General features: G+C 36.4%; 20 protein-coding genes and 1 pseudogene (1 of these 21 running past the window's edge). 14 read left to right on the forward strand and 7 right to left on the reverse strand.

Translation table 11 applies throughout. From position 1 onward, the window contains the following. From gyrA to dnaA, 6 genes are all read right to left on the reverse strand, one after another. On the reverse strand, nt 1-2,441 hold the 5' portion of the coding sequence (gyrA, locus tag SJW71_RS00600) for a DNA gyrase subunit A (RefSeq protein WP_274795110.1). It extends 25 nt beyond the left edge of the window; only the first 2,441 of its 2,466 coding nucleotides appear in the window; the start codon lies at nt 2,439-2,441; its stop codon lies off the left edge, out of view. Between the two features lie 25 nt (nt 2,442-2,466). Continuing rightward, on the reverse strand, nt 2,467-4,401 hold the full coding sequence (gene gyrB / locus SJW71_RS00605) for a DNA topoisomerase (ATP-hydrolyzing) subunit B (protein WP_274795109.1): 1,935 nt from the start codon (nt 4,399-4,401) through the stop codon (nt 2,467-2,469). A gap of 92 nt (nt 4,402-4,493) precedes the next feature. Beyond that, a complete protein-coding gene (recF, locus tag SJW71_RS00610; RefSeq protein ID WP_274795108.1) occupies nt 4,494-5,609 on the reverse strand; it encodes a DNA replication/repair protein RecF in 1,116 nt (371 codons plus the stop codon). A 3-nt stretch (nt 5,610-5,612) separates the two neighbouring features. After that, nucleotides 5,613-5,837, reverse strand: coding sequence for a S4 domain-containing protein YaaA (gene yaaA, locus SJW71_RS00615; RefSeq protein ID WP_274795107.1), 225 nt, complete (start codon nt 5,835-5,837; stop codon nt 5,613-5,615). 112 nt (nt 5,838-5,949) lie between these two features. After that, a complete protein-coding gene (gene dnaN, locus SJW71_RS00620) occupies nt 5,950-7,086 on the reverse strand; it encodes a DNA polymerase III subunit beta (protein ID WP_274795106.1) in 1,137 nt (378 codons plus the stop codon). Nucleotides 7,087-7,256: 170 nt separating this feature from the next. Then, nucleotides 7,257-8,651, reverse strand: a complete 1,395-nt coding sequence (gene dnaA, locus SJW71_RS00625; RefSeq protein WP_396631744.1) for a chromosomal replication initiator protein DnaA — start codon at nt 8,649-8,651, stop codon at nt 7,257-7,259. A gap of 558 nt (nt 8,652-9,209) precedes the next feature. On the opposite strand from dnaA, the gene rpmH reads away from it, so the two are divergent. The 11 genes and pseudogenes from rpmH to SJW71_RS00680 all read left to right on the forward strand — a co-directional run bounded on the left by rpmH (nt 9,210) and on the right by SJW71_RS00680 (nt 19,806). Beyond that, nucleotides 9,210-9,344 carry a 50S ribosomal protein L34 gene (gene rpmH, locus SJW71_RS00630; protein WP_004233310.1) on the forward strand — a complete coding sequence of 45 codons (135 nt, stop codon included), beginning with the start codon at nt 9,210-9,212 and terminating at the stop codon, nt 9,342-9,344. A gap of 100 nt (nt 9,345-9,444) precedes the next feature. Next, nucleotides 9,445-9,789, forward strand: coding sequence for a ribonuclease P protein component (rnpA, locus tag SJW71_RS00635; RefSeq protein WP_274795104.1), 345 nt, complete (start codon nt 9,445-9,447; stop codon nt 9,787-9,789). 361 nt (nt 9,790-10,150) lie between these two features. Continuing rightward, nucleotides 10,151-10,918 (forward strand): annotated as a pseudogene (yidC, locus tag SJW71_RS00640) (membrane protein insertase YidC); the annotation flags it as partial. Then, nucleotides 10,919-11,722 (forward strand): RNA-binding cell elongation regulator Jag/EloR, encoded by an 804-nt coding sequence (gene jag / locus SJW71_RS00645; RefSeq protein ID WP_274795102.1) that lies wholly within the window; start codon nt 10,919-10,921, stop codon nt 11,720-11,722. A 251-nt stretch (nt 11,723-11,973) separates the two neighbouring features. Continuing rightward, nucleotides 11,974-13,359: a tRNA uridine-5-carboxymethylaminomethyl(34) synthesis GTPase MnmE gene (mnmE, locus tag SJW71_RS00650; protein ID WP_322605758.1), complete on the forward strand. Its 1,386-nt coding sequence runs from the start codon at nt 11,974-11,976 to the stop codon at nt 13,357-13,359. 28 nt (nt 13,360-13,387) lie between these two features. Next, nucleotides 13,388-15,280, forward strand: coding sequence for a tRNA uridine-5-carboxymethylaminomethyl(34) synthesis enzyme MnmG (gene mnmG, locus SJW71_RS00655; RefSeq protein WP_274795100.1), 1,893 nt, complete (start codon nt 13,388-13,390; stop codon nt 15,278-15,280). A gap of 109 nt (nt 15,281-15,389) precedes the next feature. Then, nucleotides 15,390-16,106: a 16S rRNA (guanine(527)-N(7))-methyltransferase RsmG gene (gene rsmG / locus SJW71_RS00660; protein WP_431811646.1), complete on the forward strand. Its 717-nt coding sequence runs from the start codon at nt 15,390-15,392 to the stop codon at nt 16,104-16,106. Nucleotides 16,107-16,285: 179 nt separating this feature from the next. After that, a complete protein-coding gene (noc, locus tag SJW71_RS00665) occupies nt 16,286-17,185 on the forward strand; it encodes a nucleoid occlusion protein (protein ID WP_322611483.1) in 900 nt (299 codons plus the stop codon). Nucleotides 17,186-17,408: 223 nt separating this feature from the next. Further along, nucleotides 17,409-18,170 (forward strand): ParA family protein, encoded by a 762-nt coding sequence (locus tag SJW71_RS00670; RefSeq protein WP_274795096.1) that lies wholly within the window; start codon nt 17,409-17,411, stop codon nt 18,168-18,170. Then, nucleotides 18,163-19,011, forward strand: coding sequence for a ParB/RepB/Spo0J family partition protein (locus SJW71_RS00675; protein ID WP_274795095.1), 849 nt, complete (start codon nt 18,163-18,165; stop codon nt 19,009-19,011). Before SJW71_RS00670 ends, SJW71_RS00675 begins: the two co-directional genes overlap by 8 nt. A 78-nt stretch (nt 19,012-19,089) precedes the next feature. Continuing rightward, nucleotides 19,090-19,806, forward strand: a complete 717-nt coding sequence (locus SJW71_RS00680) for a DUF554 domain-containing protein (protein WP_274795094.1) — start codon at nt 19,090-19,092, stop codon at nt 19,804-19,806. Here the strand turns inward: SJW71_RS00680 and yyaC are convergent. Further along, the gene (gene yyaC, locus SJW71_RS00685) at nt 19,723-20,355 is read right to left on the reverse strand and encodes a spore protease YyaC (protein ID WP_274795093.1); all 633 of its coding nucleotides are present in this window, start codon (nt 20,353-20,355) and stop codon (nt 19,723-19,725) included. The genes SJW71_RS00680 and yyaC overlap by 84 nt on opposite strands. Nucleotides 20,356-20,446: 91 nt before the next feature. On the opposite strand from yyaC, the gene SJW71_RS00690 reads away from it, so the two are divergent. The 3 genes from SJW71_RS00690 to ychF all read left to right on the forward strand — a co-directional run bounded on the left by SJW71_RS00690 (nt 20,447) and on the right by ychF (nt 22,722). Then, nucleotides 20,447-21,322 carry a mechanosensitive ion channel family protein gene (locus SJW71_RS00690; protein WP_274797397.1) on the forward strand — a complete coding sequence of 292 codons (876 nt, stop codon included), beginning with the start codon at nt 20,447-20,449 and terminating at the stop codon, nt 21,320-21,322. 1 nt (nt 21,323) lies between these two features. Further along, entirely contained in the window at nt 21,324-21,524 is a 201-nt protein-coding gene (locus SJW71_RS00695; RefSeq protein ID WP_274795092.1) for a DUF951 domain-containing protein, read from the forward strand. Nucleotides 21,525-21,621: 97 nt separating this feature from the next. Further along, nucleotides 21,622-22,722, forward strand: a complete 1,101-nt coding sequence (ychF, locus tag SJW71_RS00700) for a redox-regulated ATPase YchF (protein WP_274795091.1) — start codon at nt 21,622-21,624, stop codon at nt 22,720-22,722. The last annotated feature ends 2 nt before the right edge of the window (nt 22,723-22,724 follow it).

The raw sequence follows: 22,724 nt of genomic DNA on the forward strand, positions 1-22,724 counted from the left end.
TCTTGAGACTCTTCTTCTTTTTCAACTTTAGCCACAGTTGCAACCAATTCGTCATCTCCTAATCGAATTAAGCGAACTCCCTGTGTACTACGCCCAATTAATGAAATATCATTTACATCCATGCGGATAAGCATACCGTTAATTGTAATAAGCATGAGATCCTCAGAACCATCAACTGTTTTTACAGCTACCATTGGACCGTTTTTATCTGTAATCTGGATTGTTTTCAGACCTACACCGCCACGGCTTTGTAAACGGTAGTCCTCTTCTGAAGTACGTTTACCATAACCCTTTTGGGTAACAACGAGAATTTCCTGTCCTGGTTCAACAATCTCCATGCCAACGACTTCATCACCGTCACGCAGTTTAATACCTCGAACCCCACCAGCTGTACGACCCATAGAACGAATATCATCTTCTTGGAAACGAACAAGCATACCATCACGTGTACCAATAATAACTTGTTTATGTCCATCTGTTAAACGCACAGAAATAAGATCATCATCTTCTCGTAAGCTAATAGCTATTAAACCATTTGTTCGGATGTTAGCAAATTGAGAGACAGGTGTACGTTTCGTAATCCCTGTTTTTGTTGTAAAGATAAAGTATGCATCTTCATCAAACGATCCCACACGAATCATAGCTGTTACTTTTTCGCCTTTTTCTATATTAAGTAAGTTAACGATTGGTAACCCTTTAGCCGTACGACCGAACTCAGGAATTTCATAACCTTTAGCTCTAAATACTTTACCTTTTGATGTAAAGAATAGAATAGTGTCATGAGTAGAGGTATTCATTAGATGCTCTACAAAGTCATCTTCATTTGTTCCCATTCCTTGTACACCACGGCCACCACGTTTTTGACTACGGTATGTGTTCGCAGCTAAACGTTTAATATAGCCATTATGCGTTAAAGTAACAACTGAGTTTTCTACAGGGATTAGGTCTTCATCCTCAATCATTTCTAAACCACCTGATGTAATTTCAGTACGGCGTGTATCATTAAAACGTTCTTTCAACTCTAAAATTTCAGTGCGAATAATATCAACAATTTTCGCTTCATCAGCTAGAATGGCCTTTAATTCTGCTATTAGAATCTGAAGCTCTTGATACTCCGCTTCTATTTTTTCACGCTCTAATCCACTTAAGCGAACTAAACGCATATCCAAAATAGCTTGAGCCTGTCGCTCTGATAAATTAAAACGCTCCATTAATTGTGGTTTCGCTTCTTCACCACTACGTGAACCACGAATAATAGCAATAATTTCATCAATATGATCTAGAGCGATTCGTAAACCTTCTAAAATATGAGCACGGTCCTCTGCTTTACGAAGGTCGAATTCTGTACGACGACGAATAATTACTTTTTGGTGCTCTAAATAATGGTATAGCATCTCTTTTAAGCCCAGTACTTTTGGCTGTCCATTTACTAATGACAGCATATTAATACCGAAGCTTGATTGCATAGCTGTTTGTTTATACAAATTATTTAAGACAACATTAGCATTGGCATCTTTACGAATTTCAATGACTACTCGCATACCACGACGGTCAGATTCATCACGTAAATTTGTAATACCATCTATTTTTTTATCACGTACTAGCTCTGCAATTTTTTCAATAAGCTTCGCCTTATTTACTTGATAAGGTAATTCATGAATAAGAATAGTTTCCTTACCATTGGACTTTTGCTCAATTTCAACCTTTGCACGAATAATAATGGAACCACGACCCGTTTCATAGGCTCTGCGGATACCGCTACGTCCTAAGATTAATCCCCCAGTAGGAAAATCTGGCCCTGGGATAATTTCCATTAATTCTTCTGTTGTAATAGCTGGATTTTCGGAAAGAGCTATAACGGCATCTATTGTTTCTCCCAATTGGTGTGGAGGGATATTTGTTGCCATACCAACAGCAATCCCTGCAGCACCGTTCACTAATAAGTTTGGATAGCGACTCGGTAAAACGATAGGTTCCTTTTCTGATCCATCATAGTTGTCTGTATAGTCAATTGTATCTTTATTGATATCACGGAGCATTTCCATGGCTATTTTAGACATACGTGATTCAGTATAACGCATGGCTGCTGCCCCATCACCATCAACAGATCCAAAGTTTCCATGACCATCTACTAGCATATAACGATAGCTAAAATCTTGCGCCATACGTACCATTGCATCATAAATGGAAGAGTCACCATGTGGATGATACTTACCCATAACATCCCCAACAATACGTGCTGATTTTTTATAAGGCTTATCTGCTGTATTTCCTAACTCCTGCATCCCATATAAAATACGACGATGAACTGGTTTTAATCCATCACGTACATCAGGTAATGCACGTGACACAATTACACTCATTGCATAATCAAGAAAGGATGTTTCAATTTCTTCTGTGATATTAATTCCTTTAACACCGGAGCGTTCTTGTTCTGACAAAGTGTAGACCTCCTTTCAAGAAAAACTAAATATCTAAATTAGCGTATACGGCATTTTCCTCGATAAATTGACGACGAGGTTCAACTTCATCGCCCATTAAACGTTCAAATGCTTGGTTTGCTTTAATTGCATCATCTAATTCTACTTGTAATAATGTGCGGTGCTCTGGATCCATTGTTGTTTCCCAAAGTTGTTCAGCATTCATTTCACCAAGACCTTTATATCGTTGTACATTTGGTTTTGGCATTTTAGGTAGACGCTCTAAAATTTCCTTTAACGTTTCCTCATCATAGCAGTATTCAACATGCTTACCTTGTTTAACTTGATAAAGTGGTGGCTGCGCAATATAAATATAGCCTGCTTCCACAAGAGGTCGAAGGAAACGGAAGAAGAAAGTTAAAAGTAATGTACGGATATGTGCTCCGTCAACATCGGCGTCAGTCATGATAATGATTTTATGATAACGCGCCTTTTCTAAATTGAACTCTTCTCCAATACCTGTACCAAAAGCTGTGATCATTGCACGGATTTCTGCATTCGATAGAATTTTATCTAGTCGGGCTTTTTCAACATTGAGAATTTTACCACGTAGAGGCAAAATTGCTTGGAAGTGACGATCACGTCCTGATTTAGCAGATCCTCCGGCAGAATCACCCTCAACAATATAGATTTCACATTCAGCTGGATTTGTTGAAGAACAGTCAGCTAATTTACCTGGTAAGCTTGAAACCTCCAGTGCATTTTTACGACGAGTAAACTCACGAGCTTTTTTAGCCGCTACACGTGCACGTGCTGCCATTAAACCTTTTTCGACAATTTTACGAGCTACTGTCGGATTTTCTAACATAAAACGTTCAAAGCCATCTGAGAATAATGAATTGGTAATTTGACTTACTTCAGAATTCCCTAACTTTGTTTTCGTTTGTCCTTCAAATTGAGGATCGGGATGTTTTACAGAGACAATAGCTGTTAATCCTTCACGTACATCCTCACCTGTAAGATTTGCATCAGATTCTTTTAGTAATCCGCTTTTGCGTGCATAATCATTAATAACACGTGTAAGTGCTGTTTTAAAACCAGACTCGTGAGTACCACCTTCATACGTATTAATGTTATTAGCAAATGAAAAGATATTAGAGGAGAATCCAGCATTATATTGCATAGCAATTTCTACTGTGATTCCATCCTTTTCGCCAAGAACATCAATTGGATCATGAATAGGCTCTTTTGATTGGTTTAAATGTTCTACATAGGAACGAATACCACCTTCATAGTGGTATGTAGTTGAACGTTCTTGATCTTCACGTTCATCAGCAATGGTAATCTTAATGCCACGATTTAAATAAGCTAACTCTCGAATACGATGAGCTAAAATGTCAAATTCATAAACAGTTGTTTCTTTAAAGATTTCTGGATCAGCTTTAAAACGTGTTGTTGTACCATTGTGATCTGTATCACCAATAATCGTTAATTCTTGAACTGTCTTTCCTCGTTCGAATTTAATTTCATGGATATGACCTTCACGGTGAACCTGAACAATTGTTTCCACAGAGAGTGCATTCACCACTGATGCCCCAACTCCGTGAAGACCACCAGAAACTTTATAGCCTCCACCGCCGAATTTACCACCAGCATGTAAAACTGTCATAATAACTTCGACAGCTGGCTTACCCATTTTTTCTTGAATACTTACTGGAATCCCACGTCCATTATCTTCTACGCGAATCCAGTTATCTTTTTCAATTGTTACACTTATATCTGTACAAAATCCTGCAAGAGCTTCATCGATACTATTATCAACAATTTCCCATACTAAATGGTGAAGCCCTTTAGAGCTTGTAGAACCGATATACATCCCTGGTCTTTTACGTACTGCCTCTAAACCTTCTAATACCTGGATCTGATCAGCCTCATAAGCTTGGTTTTGTAAACCTTCGTTCTCTATAGCCACGGCTTTCATCTACTCCTTCATAACATCATTGTGTGTAAATGAATGAACAGTCAACCGAGCTGACTATTACCATTCTTTTGTAATCTAAAAAACTACCCTGGCTAACTTTTATCAATCGCTCCTTGTTTCACGTGGAACAGTTGAGCTTGTTCCATCGTTTCATGATGAATTCCATCTACACTTGTAGTTGTAACAAAGGTCTGGACTTCACCTTGAATGGTATTTAATAAATGCGATTGACGATAATCATCGAGTTCCGACAAAACATCATCTAAAAGTAGTATGGGTGTTTCATTTGTTTCTTGTTTAATTAATTCAATTTCAGCAAGCTTTAAAGATAACGCTGTAGTACGTTGTTGTCCTTGTGAGCCATAAGTTTGAACATCATAGCCATTTACTAAAAACTGCAAATCATCACGATGTGGGCCAACTAATGTGACACCCCTGTCAAATTCACGTTCTCTCGCTTCAATCAATTTTTGATGTAAAGTATTTTCAATTTCGCTAGTAGAGTGTTCTTTTTCAATACCAGCTACCGTACGATATTTTATAACCAATGTTTCCTTACCTTGCGATATACCTGCGTGTATAGGTTCCGCCCACTCTTGCAACAAATCCATAAATTGAAATCTTTTACGAATAATTTGGGTAGCTGCGTGAATATATTGTTCATTGTAGACCTCATACATCACATCATTTGATAAGGACTTGCCCTGGTTCATCTTTAAGAAATGGTTTCGTTGTTTTAAAACTTTTTGAAAGGTTAATAAATCATGTAAGTAGACAGGCGAAATTTGCCCAATCTCCATATCAATAAAACGTCGACGTATTTGCGGACTCCCCTTTACCACGTTTAAATCTTCTGGCGCAAACATAACGACGTTCATTTGACCAATATAATGACTGAGGCGACTTTGCTCTATATGATTTATCTTGCCCTTTTTACCTTTCTTTGTAATCGTAAGTTCGATCGGTAAAATACCATGCCTTTTTTTTACGGCCCCTTCTATTTTACCATAGTCTGAATCCCAACGTATTAATTCTTTATCGTTCGTAGTTCGATGGGATTTAGCCATTGCTAAAACATAGATGGACTCCATAACGTTTGTTTTTCCTTGTGCATTTTCACCAATGAAAACATTAATTTTTGGAGAAAAGTCTAAAGCTAAGGCATCATAATTACGGTAATTTGTAAGTTTTATTTGCTCAATATACATAATTTACTGTCCAGTTGGTCCTACGATTTGAAAACGACCACAGCCAGGAATATTTACCACGTCACCGTCACGTAATTTTCGACCTCGACGATCGTCTACTTCTCCATTAACATATACAGCATTTTCTTGTAAAAACCACTTGGCCATTCCACCTGAACTAATGGCATCAGTAATTTTTAATAGCTGCCCTAACGTGATGAACTCCTCATCAATTTTAATGTCCTGCATAGTGTGTTCCCCTCCGAATACAGACTGTCTATCTCTCTATCATACCTAAAATTACGCCATAAGTAAAAAAAGATAGTCACAATTAGCGACTATCTTAACGGATCTTATAATCTTAGTAAGTTCTTACAGGTAAAATTAATTGTAAAATAGCATCATCATGAACAGAACGTAAAATAAATGGTCTCATTGCCCCAGTAAATTGAATGACCACATCTTGACCATCAATTGCTTTTAATGCTTCCATCATGTATTTCGCACTGAAGGAAATTTTCAAACTTTCCCCTTCTAACGCTTCAACAGGAATTTCTTCTTGCACCTTACCAATTTCAGGTGAATTAGAAGAAACTTCAACTGCTTGATTATCTAAAATTTCAAAACGAACAACATTGTTACGATCACCTCTTGCCACAAGTGAAGCACGGTCAATAGCTTGCAACAAGGATTTCCCATTAATTGTTACATTCGTTTGATATTCTTCAGGAATTAAACGTGTTGTATCTGGATAATTCCCTTCCAGTAAGCGAGAGAAGAATAATACATCGCCAGTTTTAAATAATACTTGCTGACTTGTAATAACGATTTGCACTAAATTTGTAGAATCTTCAAGTACTTTATTTAATTCATTCAAACTTTTTCCTGGGATCACTACGCTATGTTCAACTTTCGGTAAATTTTCCAGTTGGACTTTACGTCTTGCTAAACGATGACTATCTGTTGCAACACAGATTAAAGTTTCATTTTTAATCTGCCAGTTTACACCTGTCAACACTGGTCTACTTTCTGAAGTGGCAACAGCAAACACTGTTTCACGAATAATTGTTTTTAATAGATCAGCAGGAATAGTAAATTTTTGATCTTCCGTTAATTCTGGTAGTAAAGGATATTCTGCAGCATCAGATCCAATTAAATGGAATTCAGATTTTCCTGAGCGAATATGTGTTTGAAAACCTGGTGTTACTTGAATTTCAACATCATTTGTTGGTAATTTACGTACAATTTCATTAAACATACGTGCTTGTACAACAATAGATCCGGTTTCTGCAATGTGAATAATTTGTTGTCCATCTTCTTCAACTGGAATAAAAGTTTGGATTGTAATATCTGCATCACTACCTGTTAAGCGGATGCCTTCTTCTGTTACATCAATTTTAATCCCAGTTAAAATTGGAATAGTTGTTTTAGAACTTACGGCTTTCATGACATCATTTAAACCCTCTAATAAACGGTCACGTAAAATATCAAATTTCATTCGTTTTCCCTCACATATTTATATTATTTATTTATATAAAATAAAAAAGATATAGTAATAGGCTCTGTGGATTTGTGGATAAGTATAGTTTTATGAATAAAATCAGTCTATCCACATGTAGATAGACTGTGTATAAGTTTGTGTTTAAATAGTTGGATTGTCCACAGCGATTACTTCCCTAGCATGCTACGAATTTGTTTAACATCTTGTTGAAGTTGAACGTCATTTTTCAACATAGAAGATATTTTTTCGTGTGCATGGATGACAGTCGTATGGTCACGGCCACCAAACTCTTCGCCAATTTTCGGCAGCGAAAAATCTGTTAATTCGCGTGATAAATACATAGCAATTTGACGTGGAAATGCAATTAATTTAGTACGTTTTTTAGCAGCAAAATCTTCTAAACGTATATTAAAATGCTCTCCTACAGCATTCTGAATGTCTAATATTGTCACAGTCCGTGGCTTTGAGTTAGGGATAATGTCCTTTAGAGCCTCGGCTGCCAATGTTGCCGTAATATCTTTGTTTACCAGTGAAGAATAGGCGACGACGCGAATAAGCGCACCTTCAAGCTCCCTAATATTGGAGTCAATCTGGTTCGCAATATAAAGCATTACTTCATTTGGAACCTCTAGACCATCTGCTTTTGCCTTTTTACGCAAGATAGCAATACGAGTTTCCAAATCAGGTGGCGCAATATCAGTTATTAGCCCCCATTCAAAACGTGAACGTAGCCGATCTTCCAATGTAGGAATCTCTTTCGGAGGTCGATCACTTGATATAACAATTTGCTTTGATTCTTCATGTAAAGTATTAAAAGTGTGGAAAAATTCTTCTTGAGTTGATTCTTTTCCAGCTAGGAATTGAATATCATCAATTAGCAGTACATCCACGTTGCGGTATTTATTGCGAAAATCAAGTGCTTTATTATCACGAATTGAGTTAATAAATTCATTTGTAAATTTCTCAGATGATAGGTAGACTACCTTCGCATTAGGATTATGCTCTAAAACATAATGGCCAATTGCATGCATTAAGTGTGTCTTACCAAGCCCTACTCCCCCATAAATAAAGAATGGATTATAAGCTTTCGCAGGGGCTTCAGCGACTGCTAGCGAGGCAGCATGTGCAAAGCGGTTACCAGAGCCAATAACAAACGTATCAAAAGTATATTTCGGGTTTAACATACCTGGTGAAATATCATGGTGATCGTTATTTTTTGCTTGGATAATCGGCGCCGGCAAATCGAAATCGTCCGAATCCTGGTTTTTTTGAACAACAAATTTAATAAGCAAGTCTTCGCCTGTAAGCTCCGTTAATATACCTGTAATCAAATGAATATAATGATTCTCAAGCCAGTCTCGAGCAAACGAATTTGGCGCAGCAATCGTTACAGTAGAACCACTACCATTGTAAGATAGTAGTTTTGTAGACTTAAGCCACGTTTCGAAGCTTGGTTTAGAAATTTTTTGTTCAACTTGAGCCAGGACATTATTCCATAGTTCTTCTAAATGTTCCAAGCTGCTAATCTCCTTTACAGTGTTCAATACATAAAAAAATCGCATTTATAGAAATGGTAAATACGTTCATTTTACAACTCGTCCACATAATCACAAGTTGTGGATAAAAGTTAACCAAAGGCTGTGATAAAAATTATCCACAGCATATTAACAGTTGTGGATAATTAAAATGTTCGTTTCAGTTTTCAACAAAGTGAAGCACAGTAATCGTATCAGAAAAACAAAGCTATTTCAATAGTTTATGAAACTTATCCACATAGCTTGTAGTTATGCACTTCAGAGTTGTCCACAAGCACTGCTTATGTGAAAAAGCTGTAGATAATTGTTGTGGATAAAAAATAATGCAAAAAATACTATACACAACTCTGTGTAAAAAAAACAAGTACTCTGTGGATAAATATTTTATGTTCATGGGAAATAATTAATCGTTATTTATGAGAATACAAATGTTAACTAAATAGAAATTGAGATGAATAAAAAAATAAGTAGAGTGGATGACTAAAAGAAATTTATGAAATACATTGACAAAATAACTAGATACTTTATATAATATTCGAGTCTGTATGTTGAAAAATTCAACTCATTCAGGAGGTGTCTATATAAATGAAACGTACTTACCAACCAAAAAAACGTAAGCACAGCAAAGTTCACGGTTTCCGCGCACGTATGAGCACGAAAAACGGACGCAAAGTTCTTGCTGCTCGTCGTCGTAAAGGAAGAAAAGTTTTATCAGCATAAAATAAGTCCACTGAGCCACATCAGTGGTCTTTTTTTTCTTTATTTTTGGTAAACCTAGAAATGAGGATCAAAAGATATTATCTAATAGCAGGTGAAAGAAATGAAAAAACGCCAAAGAGTGAAAAAAAATGATGACTTTCAAAAGGTGTTTAAAAAAGGTAAATCTTTCGCTAATCGTCAGTTTGTCGTTTATTTTTTAGCAAAAGAGGGGCAAACCGAATTTCGTGTAGGTTTATCAGTTAGTAAAAAGCTTGGGAATGCGGTAACACGCAACCAAATAAAACGCTATATTCGACAAAGTATTCAGGAATTAAAGAATGATTTAAAGCCGAATATGGATTATGTTATTATCGCCAGACAACCGGCGGCCACTATGGATTTTCATGAAGTGAAACAGAGTTTGCAGCATGTACTACGAATCGCAAAGGTTATGAAGAAAGTGTAATGTATGCAAGCAAGTGGTGAAAAATGTCTGTCCTGTTAATAGTAGTGTACAGCGAATTTGCATACGATAATAAGTAAGGGGAATATACGCATAGGGGTATATGAAATACTGTATTTCACTAAAAGTATGTAAATTTCGCAACATAACTTATGAATAAATTTATGTAGTTAGAATATTTAGTAGAGTGAACGTTATAGGCGTGATAAAATAACTGATAACTTTATCTTTATTGAGGACGTCCAAAACGCTGACAGAATTTAGGTAAAGTAGCCGGCAGATCTTGTGGTAGGAAACTGTCTGTGAATGAAAAAATGCATATAGAATTAAGAAAAAGTGAATAGTAATTGTAGGGGGAAGAAGGTTGAAAAAACAACATTGGGTAATTTTGTCACTAGTATCAGTAGCCTTACTACTTTCTGGTTGTACAGAATTCAATGAACCAATTTCCAAAGACAGCACAGGCTTCTGGAATGAATTCATTGTTTGGCCGTTGGTATCAGCGATAAAATACTTTGCTGATCTGCTCGGTACGTATGCATGGGGGATTATTGCCGTAACAATTATTATTCGTTTAGCAATTTTACCTTTAATGATTAAACAAACAAAGAGCTCTAAAAAGATGCAAGAAATTCAGCCAAAATTGAAGGAATTGCAAAAGAAGTATGCTTCTAAGGATGCTCAGACACAGCAACAATATCAGCAAGAAATGATGAAGCTAATGAGTGAATCTGGAGTAAACCCACTTGCTGGATGTTTACCAGTAATCATTCAAATGCCAATTTTAATTGGTTTCTATCATGCAATTAGTCGTATGAATGCTACATCTACATTTGATTTAGGGAATTTCTTTATCTTCCCGTTAGCAGATCCTGCACCTGCATTAGCAATTACGGCAGGTTTAATGCAATTTATCGTATTGCGTACAGGACCAGCAATGGATAATCCTCAAATGAAAATTATGATGTATATTATGCCATTCATGATCATTGCTTTTGGTATGGCCTTACCAGCTGCATTATCACTATATTGGGTAATCGGGAATATTATTTCGATTTTCCAAAACCTGTTTATTTATAAACCTTGGAATAAAGATAAAACACAACCTGCTCAAAATGGAGGGGCTAAAAAAGTGAAACAACTTACGCAAATAGGCGCAACAACACAAGAAGCGATCTCATTGGCGTTACAGAAACTTGGCAAAACCCGTGAACAAGTAGATGTTGAAGTTTTACAAGAAGGTAAAAAAGGATTTTTAGGTTTTGGTGCACGTTCTGCAGAAGTACGTGTAACTATAAAGGAAGTTCAGGTTCCGACAATTGAAAACGAAAAAGCCGAACCGCAAAATACGACACAATTAGACGAACCACTGGCAGTAGATAATGTTGAAACAATAAGTTCACAAGTTTCTGAACAACCAAGTGAAATCGAAGCTGTTCAACAAGTCGTAAAAGAACAAAATGAAGAAGTAGATTCAGCAAATCCAATTGAAGATGCAAAAGCGTATTTAGTAAGCATTGCTGAACAACTGGATATTCATGATCTTGATATTGCTACGACTCGTGAAGGGAAATATGTATTATTTCAATTAAAAAGTGAGAAGGCGGCACTGCTTATCGGGAAACGAGGTCAAACACTAAATTCCTTACAGCAATTAACGCAACTAATATTAAATAAAAGTGCTAAGCAATTTTTAATGGTGAAATTAGATGTAGAAAACTATCGCGAACGTAGACAAGTAGCATTAGAATTATTGGCAGATCGAATGGCGGATAAAGCATTACGCTTAAATCAACGTGTGGCATTTGAACCAATGCCGTCTTACGAACGAAAGATAATTCATAATCAATTAGCAAATCGTCTAGATCTTGAAACGTATTCAGAAGGCACAGAACCTAATCGTTATTTAGTAATTGAACCAGTAAAAAACCGTTAGACTGTTGCTCAAAAATCATACAGACAATATATTTTGAAAGGTCATTTTATCTGCGTGATAAAATGACCTTTTTAATGTGACAGAGAATATCGATATTTGTCGAAAATAAGATTAACTATAAAAATGATTTTATCCACATTTGGAAATGATCCTTACTTTAGATTTTGCAGAAAATATGTTAGTCTAAGGTGTTAGTAAGTATTGGTCGGTTTTGATTATCCACATGTGGATAACGTTGAGGAGGTCATTAAATGGAGTTCGATACAATTGCTGCGATATCCACACCAATGGGTGAAGGTGCCATAGCCATCGTTCGTTTAAGTGGGGACGAGGCAGTAACGATTGCAGATAAAATATTCAAATCACCCGGTGGAAAAAGTTTAACTACGAAAGATTCGCACACCATTCATTATGGGCATTTAGTTGATCCTAAAACAAATGAGGTAGTAGAGGAAGTTATGCTATCGCTGATGCGTGGACCTAAAACATTCACGCGTGAGGATGTTGTAGAAATAAACTGTCATGGTGGACTAGTTTCAGTCAATCGCGTATTAAAACTTGCCTTAACAAATGGAGCAAGATTAGCTGAGCCAGGTGAATTCACAAAACGAGCTTTTTTAAATGGACGTATAGATCTTTCACAGGCTGAAGCTGTTATGGATTTGATAAGAGCAAAAACAGATCGTGCGATGAATGTTGCTTTGGGCCAAATGGATGGGAAATTGTCGAGACTTATTGGTGATTTACGCCAAGCTTTACTAGAGACATTAGCACAGGTAGAGGTTAATATAGATTATCCGGAGTATGATGATGTAGAAGAAATGACGGTCCCTGTATTAGTAGAGAAATGTACATGGGTAAGAAATGAAATTATTAAACTTCTACAAACATCTTCTCAAGGAAAGATTTTGCGCGAGGGATTATCAACTGTTATTTTAGGTCGTCCGAATGTAGGGAAATCTTCGCTTTTAAATAGCTTAGTACAAGAAAATAAGGCCATAGTGACAGATATCGCAGGTACGACTCGTGATATTATAGAAGAGTACGTCAATGTACGTGGTGTTCCACTTCGTTTAGTGGATACAGCAGGTATCCGGGAAACAGAGGATATTGTTGAACGAATTGGTGTAGAACGCTCTCGTGAAGCTCTTCGTGGAGCAGATTTAATTTTATTTGTATTAAACTATGCAGATGAATTGACTGCAGAGGATGAGCGACTTTTCGAAACAATTGATTCGATGGATTACATCGTCATTGTTAATAAAACAGATCTACCGCAAAAAATAGATTTAGCACGTGTTAAAGAATTAGCTGGTGACCACCGTATTGTCACGACTTCTCTGTTACAGGAGGAGGGCATTACTGAATTAGAGGAAGCCATTGCAGCATTATTCTTTGAAGGACAAATCGAAGCGGGCGATTTAACATATGTTTCAAATGCAAGACATATTGCTCTTCTGCACCAAGCACAAGCAACAGTAGAAGATGCAATAGCAGCTGCACAGGATGGTGTACCAGTAGATATGGTACAAATTGATGTAACAAGAACATGGGAAATACTTGGTGAAATTATTGGTGACACAGTACAAGAAAGCCTAATTAATCAGTTATTTTCACAGTTCTGCTTAGGAAAATAAATTTATAAAGGGAAAGGAAGATACGAGCATGCCAACAAAATATGAGGCAGGCACGTATGATGTTATTGTAATTGGCGCAGGTCACGCAGGTTCAGAAGCTGCTCATGCTGCGGCTAAAATGGGCGCAAACACATTAATGCTAACAATCAATTTAGATATGATTGCATTTATGCCGTGTAATCCATCTATCGGTGGCCCTGCCAAAGGAATCGTCGTACGTGAAATTGACGCTTTAGGTGGCGTCATGGGGAAAGTTATTGATAAAACACATATACAAATGAGAATGTTAAATACAGGGAAAGGTCCAGCAGTACGTGCATTGCGCGCACAAGCAGACAAAGTTTTATACCAACAAGAGATGAAACGTGTGTTGGAGGAAACTGAAAACCTAACAATCCATCAAGGAATGGTTGAAGAGTTAATTATTGAAGATGGAGAAGTGAAAGGGGTCATTACACAAATTGGAGCCGTCTATCGTGCTAAAACAGTAGTGGTGACAACAGGTACTTTCTTACGCGGTGAAATTATTATCGGTGATATGAAATACTCAAGCGGTCCTAATAATCAACAACCTTCGATCCGTTTAGCTGATAATTTAAAAGAGCTTGGTTTTGATTTAGTTCGTTTTAAAACAGGTACACCACCACGTGTAAATAACCGTACAATTGATTATGACAAAACAGAGATTCAACCAGGAGATGATGTTCCACGTGCATTTAGTTTTGAAACAACTGAATTCATTATGGATCAACTTCCTTGCTGGTTAACATATACAAGTCCTGAAACGCATGAAATTATTGAAGCGAATTTACATCTTTCACCGATGTATTCAGGGATGATCAAAGGGACAGGTCCACGTTATTGTCCGTCGATTGAAGATAAAGTTGTGCGCTTTAATGATAAGCCACGACATCAAATATTCTTGGAGCCAGAAGGTCGTAACACGCGTGAGGTCTATGTTCAAGGTTTATCAACAAGTTTACCAGAGCATGTTCAAACACGTTTACTAAAATCTATCCCTGGCTTAGAAAATGCGGAAATGATGCGTGCTGGTTATGCAATTGAATATGATTCAATAGTGCCAACACAATTATGGCCAACATTAGAAACAAAACGTATTAAAGGCTTATATACAGCTGGGCAAATTAACGGTACATCTGGTTATGAAGAAGCAGCCGCACAAGGCTTAATGGCAGGAATGAATGCTGCTGCGAATGTCCTTGGTAAAGAAGAGTTAATTTTAAGTCGCTCTGATGCCTATATTGGCGTTTTGATCGATGACCTGGTAACAAAAGGGACAAATGAGCCGTATCGTTTATTAACATCTCGTGCAGAATATCGTCTATTGTTACGCCACGATAACGCAGATTTACGTTTAATCGAGCTTGCATATAACATGGGGATGATTCCACAAGAAAGATATAATAAATTCAATGAGAAAAAAGAGCTGATTGAAAAGGAAATTGCACGTCTTCGTGAAGTTATTATTAAACCAAATGAGACAACGCAATCTGTTATTCGTTCAGTTGGTGGTAGTGAATTAAAAGATGGTATTCGTGGCGCAGATTTATTAAAACGTCCTGAAATGCATTATGAGTTAATATCTTCTTTAATTCCGGCAGAAATTGAATTGTCAGATGAAGTGAAAGAGCAAATTGAAATACAGCTTAAATATGAAGGCTATATCGAAAAGGCATTGCAACAGGTAGAGAAGCTACACAAAATGGAAAATAAAAAAATCCCTGAGAATATTGATTACGATGCTATTTCTGGTTTAGCAACAGAAGCACGTCAAAAATTAAAACAGGTTTTACCTCTTTCTATTGCCCAAGCCTCTCGTATTTCTGGAGTTAATCCAGCAGATATATCCATTCTGCTTGTTTACATTGAACAAGGTAAAATTGCGAAAGTAAGCAGCTAATAAGACAGTAAAGTAAATAAGGGGCGGGCATACCATTGTGCCCGCTTCCTATTTTTAAAGTTATCCTATTGGTAGAACAGGATAGCTAGATTAATAAAGGAGACTTTACATGAACGAACAACAATTTATAGAGGCACTGAAAGAGAAAGGCATTGTACTTTCAGATAAGCAGATCTCTCAATTTAAAAAGTACTTTGAGCTACTTGTCGAGTGGAATGAAAAGATGAATTTAACGGCTATTACAGATGTAGAAGGCGTTTATTTAAAGCATTTCTTTGATTCAATTAGTGCCTCTTTCTATTTTGATTTTTCCAAAGTAACCACTGTTTGTGATGTTGGAGCAGGTGCAGGTTTCCCTAGTATACCTATTAAAATCTGTTTCCCACATTTACACGTCACAATTGTCGACTCTTTAAATAAAAGAATTACATTTTTAAATCATCTAAGTGAAGAGTTACAATTAGAAAATATGCATTTTGTACACGCACGAGCTGAAGAGTTTGGTCAAAATGTAAAATATCGTGAACAATTTGATGTGGTAACAGCACGCGCTGTAGCTCGGTTATCAGTGTTATCGGAGTTATGCGTACCTTTAGCAAAACAAGATGGATATTTTGTTGCTTTAAAAGCTGCAGCTGGGGCAGAAGAATTAAAGGATGCTAAAAAAGCTTTAACAACATTAGGTGTTAAACTAAGAGAAGAATTTTCTTTCAAGCTACCTATTGAAGAAAGTGACCGCATTTTATATATATTTGATAAAATAAAAGGAACACCGAAAAAATACCCGCGTAAGCCAGGTGTACCAAATAAAACACCGATTCAATAATTAGTGTTTCATGTGAAACTTCTCAAAGTAGAAAATATTTTTTCTATTTTGAGCATACATACTAGTTATGGATGGTTCACGCAAAAGACATCTATGAACTATATACATTTGAAGAAATATAATAAATAATAATAGAATGACACAGAGCAAGATAGTTACTTAAAGGTGGTGCCACTTGGATGAAAAGTCCTTTTTCACGTTTTTTTGGAGGCGGGAGTAAAACGGAGCCTATTGTGAAAAATGAAGTAGAACAAGCAGAGGCGGTTCATGCAGCGGAAGAAGTCATAAAGTTGCCTATTAATCAAATTGTACCTAACCGTTTTCAGCCACGTACTATTTTTGATGATGAAAAAATTGAGGAATTATCAAGAACCATTCATACACATGGTGTGATTCAGCCAATTGTTGTACGTAAAACATCAGAAAATCAATATGAAATCATTGCCGGTGAGCGTCGTTATCGGGCGATGAAAAAGCTACAATGGACAGAGGTCCCTGCTATTGTACGTAATTTAACTGATAAGGAAACAGCTTCTATTGCGTTAATAGAGAACTTACAGCGTGAAGAGTTAACTGCAATTGAAGAAGCGGTAGCCTATCAAAAATTATTAGAGCTTCATGAGCTTACACAGGAAGCACTTGCCCAACGACTTGGAAAAGGACAATCCACTGTAGCCAATAAATTACGTTTATTAAGGTTGCCGGAAGAAGTGCAGCAAGCCATTTTGAAGCGCCAAATATCTGAACGACATGCACGTGCATTAATCGCAGTAAAAGATCAACCATTACAATTAGAAATTTTACAACAAACGATTGATAATGATTGGAACGTTCGTCAATTAGAGGAACAAATTCAGACAATATTAAATCCAGTAACAGACGAGCAGGAAGAATCGGCACCAAAGAAAGCAAAGCCAAAGAGAAAAGCTATAAGTAAAGATGTACGCATTGCTTTAAATACGATTAAACAATCGTTAACAATGGTAACAAAAAGCGGTATTACGGTGAAAACAGAAGAAGAAGATACAGAAGAATATTATCAAATTACAGTGAAGATACCTAAAAAGAAAAAGGTGTAATAAATTATTCTAAAAAAGTAATTTAGAGCTTTATCGAACACTGTACAGAGGAGATATCTCAGAAAGATAAATGAGATATCTCCTTTTTTGTATATATTCTTAATATTTTATACAACTCTCTTCAATTTTTTTGATAGAATGAGAGTTAGATAGCGGATTAAAGAGTGATTTTACAAATGATTTGTCAAAGTAAACTTTGATAGATGAAAGCAGGTGCTTTTAAATGGGTAGAATTATAGCAATCGCCAATCAAAAGGGTGGCGTAGGTAAAACAACAACTTCGGTCAATTTGAGCGCTTGCCTAGCTTATTTAGGTAAGAAAGTGCTTTTAATTGATACTGATCCGCAGGGGAATACAACAAGTGGACTTGGTATTAATAAAGGAGAAATACAGGGCTGTATTTATGATGTGCTCATTGACGACGAAGATGTAGAAAATGTCATTCAAAAAACAAATGTTGAAAATTTATCAATCGTGCCAGCAACAATTTCACTTGCAGGTGCCGAAATTGAGTTGGTTTCTACTATTTCAAGAGAAGTGCGATTAAAACATGCACTGCAAAATGTTAAAGAAGATTTCGATTATATTATTATTGACTGTCCTCCTTCTTTAGGACTTTTAACAATTAATGCATTAACTGCTTCAGATGCACTGATTATCCCGGTTCAATGTGAATACTATGCATTGGAAGGGCTAAGTCAATTATTATCCACTGTTCGACTTGTTCAAAAGCATCTAAACCAGCAGCTTTATATTGATGGGGTTCTTTTAACAATGTTGGATGCACGAACAAACTTAGGTTTACAGGTTATTGATGAAGTAAAAAAATATTTCCAAGATAAAGTATATAAAACGATCATTCCTCGTAATGTGCGATTAAGTGAGGCACCAAGTCATGGTCAACCAATCATCACTTACGACGCAAAATCTAGAGGTGCAGAAGTTTATTTGGAGATGGCGAGGGAAGTGATAAAAAATGGCTAAAGGTTTAGGAAGGGGCATTGGTGCACTATTTCCAGGAGAGTCTTTAGAACAAAGTGGGCAAGTAGAAGAAATCCAATTGGATTTAATTGTTGCGAACCCATATCAGCCTCGTAAAATTTTTGATGAGGAAAGTTTACAGGAGCTAGCAGATTCTATTAAAGAGCATGGTATTTTGCAGCCAATTGCTGTTCGAAAAAAAGGACGTAAATTTGAAATTGTTGCTGGGGAACGCCGTTATAGAGCATGTCTCTTAGCTGAATTAGAGGTTATTCCTGTCATTATTAAAGAGCTATCAGATGCTCAAATGATGGAGCTAGCCATTTTAGAAAATCTCCAACGTGAGGATTTAACAGTTATTGAAGAAGCAGAAGCCTATCAGAGCTTAATGGAAAACCTACATTTAACACAAGAAGAATTATCTAAGCGGCTAGGAAAAAGTAGACCACATATAGCCAATCACGTTCGTCTACTTGCTTTACCAGAAGATGTTCGAAAATTGATGAATGAAGGCATGTTATCAATGGGGCAAGGACGGGCTTTACTCGGCTTGAAAAATAAAAGAAGAATTTCAGAAGTAGCCAATAAGGTAATTAACCTAGGCTTGAATGTACGTCAGGTTGAAATGCTAGTACAAAGTATCAATGAAGAAGTTTCACGTGAAACAATTCCACCAAAGAAGAAAGATATTTTTGTAGCAGCCAAAGAATCCCAATTACGTGATTATTTTGGAACAAATGTACAAATCAAAAAAACAAACAATAAAGGAAAAATTGAAATTGAATTTTATTCCGAAGATGATTTAGAACGTATTTTAGAAATTTTGAACTTACAGGAAGAATAAAATAATATTTCTATAACTTAATCAGAGCGCCAAGCAAACAGGCGCTCTCTATTTTTTAGAGAGAAGGAAGGCTTAAGTGTGGTAATACTAGGGGCATTGATTAATGCTGTGCTAATTATAGCAGGTGCATTAGTGGGGCGCATTTTTAAAAATATTCCTGAATCTATGAAATCTACGGTCCTATCCATTATTGGTTTAGCGGTCACATTGTTAGGGATAAAAATGGGCTTTGAAAGTGATAACTTTATTATATTAGTAGTAAGTTTAGTTGTAGGTACAGTAATAGGTGAGTGGTTGGATTTAGATAAGCAAATGAATCGGCTTGGAAAATGGGTCGAGTCATTATTTCGAACAAAACGGAATGATCAAAACCAAATAAGCATCGCAGAGGGCTTTGTCACTGCTTCTCTAATTTTTGTTGTTGGGTCGATGGCTGTAATCGGTGCACTCGATAGTGGTCTACGTAATGATCACAATGTTTTAATTACAAAGGGATTAATAGATGGATTTACATCCATTATTTTAGCATCCACATTAGGTATAGGTGTTATGCTATCGGCTGTACCTGTCTTTGTTTATCAAGGCTTAATTGCACTTTTTGCGGGCGTTATAAGCTCCTTTATACCTGATGCGGCGCTAGAAATGTACATTACTGAAATGACTGCTGTTGGCGGCGTAATGATTATGGCAATAGGGTTAAACATTGCTGGTTTAGCTAAAATCAAAGCTGCTAACTTGCTGCCAGGTATTATCGTTGTTGGCGTTATGGTTGCCATCTTCTACACTTTTCAGTGAATAACGGTGGGCAGCTAATAATAAAGCTCTAGAAAGTTTTTCTGCCATAGCATAAGAAATATGAAGTCTTGTATTTTGTAAAACAAGCATTTCCATAAAGCCTCCAATATTGACGATTCCTTTAACGGAAATGTCTCCGATTGGAGGTAATTCTTTTTTTACAGCCTTGCCGGGAAAAATAGGACCGCTTTGAACTGAAATATGGCCAACATTTTGCTCACTGCCAAGACAGGCATCAATCGCAATAATAAAAGGTTTTGTAGTATGATTGTGTAGCTGTTGCATAGTAGAATCAAGATTTAGAGCATGTAAAGGATCTTCTAAAGAACCAACAATTTCATAGGGAAAGCTAACTGATTTTTTTAGAAAGCTACCTGTTAATGGTCCAAGTGTATCACCTGTACAGCGGTCACTACCAATACAACAAAAAATTAAACGTTCATGATGAAACGGTATATGTTCTAAAAATAATGTGCTTAATTGCCAAACAGCATTTTTACTCTCGTGATGAAGGGAATAAGGTAGTAACATATTTGGTATAGTATTCATAAAAAAACTCACTTTCTTTTTATATTTAGAAGTGCTCAATTTTTATGCAGTATACGCAAATTTTTAGCAAGTTATTCAAGAGGTGGTAATGATGGAAGAGAATAAAAAAAAGTTAATGGAGAGATATTGGGATAAGCTCACATCTGAGGAACTTTGGGATCATGTGATTGATGCATCCATAGAGATTGTGCTCATTTTATTAGCATCATGGTTAGCTGTAAGATTAGGTAAAAAATTTATTAAAAAAGTGTTCTTAATACGAATGCGTTCCCCATTAAACCACTCAGAGCGACGTCAACGAACAATTGCAAGATTATTACAAAGTGTGATTTCTTATGTAGTTTACTTCTCAGCGATTATAGGAATTCTTTCTTCTTTAAATATAAAGGTAGCAGGGCTATTGGCCGGTGCAGGGATTGTTGGTTTAGCAATAGGTTTTGGTGCTCAAAGTTTAGTAAAGGATGTTATTACTGGATTCTTCATTATCTTTGAAGATCAATTTGGTGTAGGGGATTATATAAAAATAAATGCAGCAGAAGGTACAGTTGTAGAAATAGGTTTACGTACTACAAAAATTAATGGAGCCACGGGGGAGCAGTTCATCATCCCAAATGGTGCAATTGGTGAGGTCGTCAATTATTCTGTTAACAACTCCAAAATTTTTATAGATTTACAAATGACCACAGCTGCTGATTTTGGGAAAGCTGAAGCGGTTATTAATAAGTATTTAGAGACATTACCTACATTGCATAAGGAATTAATAACGACTCCGGTTTTTTTAGGTGTGCAAAATGTTAAAGGGACTGAGGTAACAATACGTATAGCGGCTGAAACATTACCACAGCAACAATATGGCGTTGCACGTACAATTCGCCGTGATGTTACAAAACTTTTTGAAGAAAATAACATACCAATGGCCTATCCAAAAATGATGTTCTATGGAAAAGATGAGGGGAGAAGTGAATAACATGGAAGCTAAAAAATTTGGTTTAAATGATATCGTTGAAATGAAAAAACAACATCCATGTGGTACAAATAAATGGAAGATTATTCGTATGGGCGCAGATGTCCGTATTAAATGTGAAGGGTGTCAGCATAGTGTCATGATTCCGCGCCGTGAATTTGAGAAAAAAATGAAAAAGGTTTTAATATCTGCTAATGAGGCTTAACATCAGGCATATTAGACTTTTTATGAGCGAATCAATATAATAGATAAGGTTATATGAGAGAAAATTTGAACTGAGTATAGAAAGGTTGTGTCCATTCATGGCATTAACAGCTGGAATCGTTGGTTTACCTAACGTTGGAAAATCAACATTATTTAACGCAATTACAAAAGCGGGCGCATTGGCTGCAAACTATCCATTCGCAACGATTGATCCGAACGTTGGTATCGTTGAAGTACCAGATGCACGTTTAGATAAATTAACAGAATTAGTTGTACCGAAAAAAACTGTGCCAACTGCATTTGAATTCACAGATATCGCAGGAATTGTAAAAGGTGCTTCCAAAGGTGAAGGATTAGGGAATAAATTCCTAGCTCATATTCGTGAAGTGGATGCAATTTGTCAGGTTGTACGTTGTTTTGTAGATGAAAACATTACACACGTATCAGGTGCAGTAGATCCAATTGATGATATCGAGGTAATTAATTTAGAGCTTGCGCTAGCTGACTTAGAATCAGTAGATAAACGTATACAACGAGTTAGTAAAATGGCAAAACAAAAAGATAAAGATGCAATGATTGAAGAGCCAGTACTTCTAAAAATTAAAGAACAATTAGAAAACGGTAAACCAGCACGTGCTGCAGAACTTTCAGATGATGAGCTAAAAGTAATTAAAGGTCTTCATTTACTAACAATTAAACCAATGCTTTATGTTGCAAACGTTTCAGAAGATGAAGTAGCAGATGCAGACAACAATGAGTATGTGAAAAAAGTACGTGAGTATGCGTCAGCTGAAGGTGCTCAAGTAATTACAATTTGCGCAAAAATCGAAGAAGAAATTTCCGAGCTTGATGATGAAGAAAAAGCTATGTTCTTAGAAGAACTAGGCATTAAAGAATCAGGTTTAGATCAGCTAATCCGTACTTCTTATGATTTATTAGGATTAGCAACGTACTTTACTGCAGGTGTACAAGAAGTACGTGCTTGGACGTTCCGTAAAGGTATGAAGGCGCCACAGTGTGCAGGTATTATTCATACTGACTTTGAACGTGGCTTTATTCGAGCAGAAACGGTTGCTTATGATGATTTACTAGAGGCAGGTTCTCAAGCAGCAGCTAAAGAAGCTGGTAAAGTTCGACTTGAAGGTAAAGATTATGAAGTACAAGACGGCGATATTATGTTATTCCGCTTTAATGTATAAAA

It is taken from the genome of Lysinibacillus sp. FW12, assembly GCF_050817245.1.
In the GTDB taxonomy this organism is placed as follows: Bacteria; Bacillota; Bacilli; order Bacillales_A; family Planococcaceae; genus Lysinibacillus; species Lysinibacillus irui.

What these genes read in the sequence shown, in the direction of transcription:
- SJW71_RS00690 (WP_274797397.1), top strand. Translation starts at nt 20,447, where the DNA reads ATGGAAGAGAATAAAAAAAAGTTAATGGAGAGATATTGGGATAAGCTC.
- dnaN (WP_274795106.1), bottom strand. Translation starts at nt 7,086, where the DNA reads ATGAAATTTGATATTTTACGTGACCGTTTATTAGAGGGTTTAAATGAT.
- ychF (WP_274795091.1), top strand. Translation starts at nt 21,622, where the DNA reads ATGGCATTAACAGCTGGAATCGTTGGTTTACCTAACGTTGGAAAATCA.
- SJW71_RS00675 (WP_274795095.1), top strand. Translation starts at nt 18,163, where the DNA reads ATGGCTAAAGGTTTAGGAAGGGGCATTGGTGCACTATTTCCAGGAGAG.
- SJW71_RS00695 (WP_274795092.1), top strand. Translation starts at nt 21,324, where the DNA reads ATGGAAGCTAAAAAATTTGGTTTAAATGATATCGTTGAAATGAAAAAA.
- yaaA (WP_274795107.1), bottom strand. Translation starts at nt 5,837, where the DNA reads ATGCAGGACATTAAAATTGATGAGGAGTTCATCACGTTAGGGCAGCTA.
- rsmG (WP_431811646.1), top strand. Translation starts at nt 15,390, where the DNA reads ATGAACGAACAACAATTTATAGAGGCACTGAAAGAGAAAGGCATTGTA.
- rpmH (WP_004233310.1), top strand. Translation starts at nt 9,210, where the DNA reads ATGAAACGTACTTACCAACCAAAAAAACGTAAGCACAGCAAAGTTCAC.
- rnpA (WP_274795104.1), top strand. Translation starts at nt 9,445, where the DNA reads ATGAAAAAACGCCAAAGAGTGAAAAAAAATGATGACTTTCAAAAGGTG.
- SJW71_RS00670 (WP_274795096.1), top strand. Translation starts at nt 17,409, where the DNA reads ATGGGTAGAATTATAGCAATCGCCAATCAAAAGGGTGGCGTAGGTAAA.
- yyaC (WP_274795093.1), bottom strand. Translation starts at nt 20,355, where the DNA reads ATGAATACTATACCAAATATGTTACTACCTTATTCCCTTCATCACGAG.
- mnmG (WP_274795100.1), top strand. Translation starts at nt 13,388, where the DNA reads ATGCCAACAAAATATGAGGCAGGCACGTATGATGTTATTGTAATTGGC.
- noc (WP_322611483.1), top strand. Translation starts at nt 16,286, where the DNA reads ATGAAAAGTCCTTTTTCACGTTTTTTTGGAGGCGGGAGTAAAACGGAG.
- mnmE (WP_322605758.1), top strand. Translation starts at nt 11,974, where the DNA reads ATGGAGTTCGATACAATTGCTGCGATATCCACACCAATGGGTGAAGGT.
- gyrB (WP_274795109.1), bottom strand. Translation starts at nt 4,401, where the DNA reads ATGAAAGCCGTGGCTATAGAGAACGAAGGTTTACAAAACCAAGCTTAT.
- recF (WP_274795108.1), bottom strand. Translation starts at nt 5,609, where the DNA reads ATGTATATTGAGCAAATAAAACTTACAAATTACCGTAATTATGATGCC.
- dnaA (WP_396631744.1), bottom strand. Translation starts at nt 8,651, where the DNA reads ATGCGATTTTTTTATGTATTGAACACTGTAAAGGAGATTAGCAGCTTG.